Origin of the sequence: Spongiibacter sp. (genome assembly GCF_041602295.1) — a bacterium.
In the GTDB taxonomy this organism is placed as follows: domain Bacteria; phylum Pseudomonadota; class Gammaproteobacteria; order Pseudomonadales; family Spongiibacteraceae; genus Spongiibacter.
The window spans coordinates 1-2,902 of record NZ_JBFIGO010000179.1; the positions used below are offsets into that span (position 1 = coordinate 1).

The 2,902-nt window shown below is 60.9% G+C and carries 4 protein-coding genes; all 4 read left to right on the forward strand.

Features of this window, described 5'->3' with window-relative positions; translation table 11 throughout:
• Positions 1-585 (forward strand): acyl-CoA dehydrogenase family protein (locus ABYM29_RS15385; RefSeq protein ID WP_372865674.1); only part of this gene is annotated, 585 nt, incomplete at its 5' end.
• Positions 586-619: 34 nt separating this feature from the next.
• Positions 620-1,393, forward strand: coding sequence for a 3-hydroxyacyl-CoA dehydrogenase (locus ABYM29_RS15390; RefSeq protein ID WP_372865675.1), 774 nt, complete (start codon positions 620-622; stop codon positions 1,391-1,393).
• A gap of 94 nt (positions 1,394-1,487) precedes the next feature.
• The gene (locus ABYM29_RS15395) at positions 1,488-2,621 is read left to right on the forward strand and encodes a CaiB/BaiF CoA transferase family protein (RefSeq protein ID WP_372865676.1); all 1,134 of its coding nucleotides are present in this window, start codon (positions 1,488-1,490) and stop codon (positions 2,619-2,621) included.
• Between the two features lie 72 nt (positions 2,622-2,693).
• Positions 2,694-2,902 (forward strand): acyl-CoA dehydrogenase family protein (locus tag ABYM29_RS15400; protein WP_372865677.1); only part of this gene is annotated, 209 nt, incomplete at its 3' end.

A 2,902-nucleotide genomic window follows, 5' to 3' on the forward strand; every position in this document is an offset into this window, starting at 1 on the left:
GGTCGCAATCTGAAAAAAATGGGCATGAAGGCCCAGGACACCGCCGAATTGTTCTTTAATGAGGTGCGTATCCCCAAAGAAAACGTACTGGGCGATGCCACCATGGGCTTTATCTATTTAATGGAAGGCCTGGCCGAAGAGCGTTTGATCGGCGCCTGTGGCTTTCAGGCCTCCGCGCAAAAGGCCTTTGAAGTGACTCGCGAGTTCTGCGAGCAGCGCAAGGTGTTTGGCAAGCCGCTGTCTAAAATGCAAAACACCCAGTTCAAGATGGCCGAGCTGCGCACCGAACTGGATGTCGCCCAGGCCTATGTCGACCAGTGTGTGGCGGCCCACAACCGCGGCCAGCTCAGCGCCGAAGACGCCGCCAAGGCCAAGCTGTACACCAGCGAGCTGCTGTGCCGAATGGTGGACGAGGGCGTGCAGCTGCACGGCGGCGCCGGCTATATGGACGAGTACCCGATTTCGCGGATGTATTGCGATGCACGCATTACCCGCATCTTTGCCGGCACCTCGGAGATTATGAAGTTGATCATTGCCCGGGAGGTGTTTGCCGAGAGTTTTGTTCCGTTTGTTGATCGCGCCTGATGCGTTGATCGTTGTTGTTTAAGAGGAGTTTGGTATGGATGTTAATGGCAAAGTAGCTTTGGTCACCGGTGGTGCCTCGGGCTTGGGTCGCGCCACCGTCGAGGCGATTGTCGCCGCTGGCGGCAAGGCCGTTATTTTGGATATGAACGAAGCCCTCGGCCAAGGTTTGGCCTCCGAGCTGGGTAGCGACCGAGCGTTGTTTGTCGCCACCAATGTCGCCGATGAAGCCTCGGTGCAGGCGGCGATACAGGCGACTCTGGACAAGTTCGGCGCCATTCATATCTGCTGTAACTTTGCCGGTATCGGCAATGCCATGAAGACCGTCAGCAAAAACGGCGCCTTCCCGCTGGACCAGTTCAAGCTGGTGATCGATATCAATCTGGTGGGCAGCTTTAACGTGCTGCGTCTGGCCGCCGAGGCGATGAGCAAGCAGGACCCCATCGACGAGTTTGGCGGTCGCGGGGTGATTATCAATACCGCCTCAGTGGCGGCCTTCGATGGTCAAATTGGTCAGGCGGCCTACAGCGCCAGCAAGGGTGGCATTGTCGGCATGACGCTGCCGATTGCCCGCGATCTGGCCAGCTATGGCATTCGGGTAAACACCATTGCCCCGGGGCTGATCGATACCCCGCTGCTGGCCTCGCTGCCTGAAGAGGCGCGCACCGCACTGGCCCAGTCCGTGCTCAACCCCAAGCGCCTCGGCCAGCCCGAAGAAATCGCCAGTCTGGCGATGCATATCATCGACAACGACTACATTAACGCCGAAGTCATTCGCATGGACGGTGGCATTCGCATGCCGCCTCGCTAAGGGCGCTGCGGCGCTGCCGGCAATTTTCGGCCGGCGCGCCGGCTGTTTGGCCCCCGCTTTGTTGGCGGTGGTATTGGTTTTATGAGGAATAACAATGGGACCCCTAGCCGGACTCAGAATTATTGAAATAGAGGGCCTAGGCCCGGCGCCGTTTGCCGGCATGATGCTGGCAGATATGGGCGCCGAAGTGATTTCCATTACGCGCAAATCGGCCCCCGCCGGTGCGCCGCCGCGCAAAGACATCAGCGAACGCGGCAAAAAATCGCTGGCGCTGAACCTCAAGTCTGCCGAGGGCGTGGAGGTGCTGCTGAAGCTCTGCGAAAGCGCCGACGCATTGATTGAAGGTTTTCGCCCCGGCGTTGCCGAACGTTTGGGGATTGGCCCCGAGCACTGCCGGGCGCGCAATGCCAAGCTGGTCTACGGCCGCATGACGGGCTGGGGGCAGACCGGGCCACTGGCCCACGCCGCCGGTCACGACCTCAACTACATCTCGCTGTCGGGCGCCCTGCACGCCATTGGCCGCGCCGGTGAAAAGCCGGTACCGCCGCTCAATCTGGTGGGCGACTTTGGCGGCGGCGGCATGTTTTTGGCCTTCGGGGTGATGTGTGCCATTTTCGAGGCCTCGCGCTCGGGGCAGGGGCAGGTGGTCGACGTGTCCATGGTCGAGGGCTCGGCGGCGCTGATGCATATGATGTATTCGTTTATGGCGCAGGGCGCCTGGCAGGACCAGCGCGGCAGCAATATGCTCGACGGCGCCGCCCACTTCTACGACACCTTTGAAACCCGCGACGGCAAATACGTGTCCATCGGCGCCATAGAACCGCAGTTCTACCAACTGCTGATCGAACTGGCCGAACTCGACCCGCAAACCTTTGCGCCGCAGATGGACCCCAGCCAGTGGCCGCAGCTCAAAGCCAAGTTGGCCGAGGTGATCAAAACCAAAACCCGCGAGCAGTGGTGCGAGATTATGGAGGGCAGCGATGTGTGTTTTGCACCGGTGCTGTCGATGAACGAGGCTCCGGAACACCCCCACAACGTGGCGCGCCAGAGCTATATCGATGTCGGCGGCGTAGTGCAGCCGGCACCGGCGCCGAAGTTCGAGCGCACCGCGCCGCAAGTTCAGCACCCACCCCATCAGGCCGGTGCCGACAGCGAGCAGCTGCTGGCCGAGTTGGGCTATAACGCCGAGTCGATGGCGCAGTTGCGCGAGCGCGGCGTGTTGACCTAGGGGCGAGCGCGCCCTGCCTTTTGCTAATTACCCCGCGGCGGCACTGCCGTCGCCAGGTCGGAGATAGTCTTTATGTACGCCAAATTTAGTGAATCAGAACTGCAATTTCGCGAGGAGGTGAGAGCCTTTCTGCGCGACAATTTTGACGCCGAACTCGCCGCGCGCATCGACAGTCACGACGGCTATAAGGCCGCCACCATCGAGTGGCAGAAGAAACGCTACGACAAGGGTTGGGTGGCGCCGGGCTGGCCGGTGGAATCCGGCGGCTGCGGCTGGAGCGA